Origin of the sequence: Endozoicomonas sp. ONNA2, assembly GCF_024606365.1 — a bacterium.
Taxonomy (GTDB): Bacteria; Pseudomonadota; Gammaproteobacteria; order Pseudomonadales; family Endozoicomonadaceae; genus Endozoicomonas.
This window is the reverse complement of the sequence record NZ_JAHHPO010000841.1, coordinates 1-1,270: the sequence shown is the minus strand read 5'-3', so window position 1 is coordinate 1,270 and position 1,270 is coordinate 1. Positions and strand designations below refer to the sequence as shown.

At 40.5% G+C, this 1,270-nt stretch carries 1 protein-coding gene; it reads right to left on the bottom strand.

The features are described 5' to 3' along the window. Positions 1 to 184: 184 nt before the first annotated feature. Entirely contained in the window at positions 185 to 1,129 is a 945-nt protein-coding gene (locus KDK14_RS14965) for a hypothetical protein (RefSeq protein WP_257265975.1), read from the bottom strand. Between the last annotated feature and the right edge of the window lie 141 nt (positions 1,130 to 1,270).

Here is a 1,270-nt window from a genome sequence, read left to right as displayed (position 1 = left end):
GAGCACAAAGGAAAAGAAAAGCTCTTCTTTGTGCTCTTCGTGTGCTTCGTGGTTCCAATTCAAGACCCGAAGTACCCGGAAACCAACCCGCCTGCACTCGATCGCAGAAGCTAAAAATAATAATGAACAATAGTCCTATCAAGAAGATCTACCCTAAGAGCGCCTGCATCCATGCAGTCGGGCGCTATTCTCGGACGGCCTCCTGGGAACTTTCCAGACTGTCCTCGGTTTCATGCCCTGCAAGAAGCTGTGAAACAAACTCTGCCGACCAGATTGAAGGCGTTGTGCTCTCTTCTTCTGGATCTTGTTCCATTTCCTGTGTCAGTTTGGAGTCGGCCTGTTTATCATCGCTTACATATTCATTTATGGACGGAATAAATTGGAATATAGCTTTTATTTCATCTGTTATCTCTTCCGACTGTTGCTGTTGGGCTGACTGACTTCTGAATTTTTTCAAATCTGGAATTCTATCGATAAACGATAAGAAAGACTGAAGTATGACAAGTTGACTTGTTGCCCGATTAGATAATCCCGGGAGTGCGTTTTTCAGATCATCGAATAGCTTACTAATTTCAGACCGAAGAGCCTTATTATTGAAGTTGTTTATTAAGCTTCTTTCTTCTTTTCCAGTTTTTGGCTTGGCTTTTAACCTGGCTAAATTATTTCGAGTGAGGTAGGTCAGGCTTGGGTCGGAGCTTTTTTTTACGATCCAAAGACAAGCTATTAATACGTCTTTTCTAGTTTTAATGTTATTGAAAGGCAATAAATTATGAATAAAAACTTTGATTTCTTCAAAGAGACTGGCAATTGCCTTTCTTCTTTGGACCTCTCCGATTCTTTTGATCTCTCCAAAATTGGTTTTTTTATCCGACTTTATACCAGTTATTTGACCTGTTGGTACACAATCTTTCTGGTTGTAAGTTGTTGGGGTTAGTACCTGAAATGGCTCACCAAGATGATGATGTTGATCATTATACGCCTGAGAAAATGAGTTTTCAGTTTGTCCGTCATGGATATACATTGTTGGGACGACAATGCTGGCAACTGCGGAGGTTGAAGTCCCGTCTTGTTGGGGTTTGCGGAATAGTTCAACTCCAAACGGGGAGGGTTGAAAGAGATTAATGACCATTTTAGACCCTTAAAAAAGATAATAACCTGCTGCAATAAATACATTCTAATGGAGGTTGGATAACCAGTGCTTAGTATAATAAGCAGCTAAGGAATTGTCTGAAAATAACTTCCACATATTCAGATGTTCCACCGCAATCAT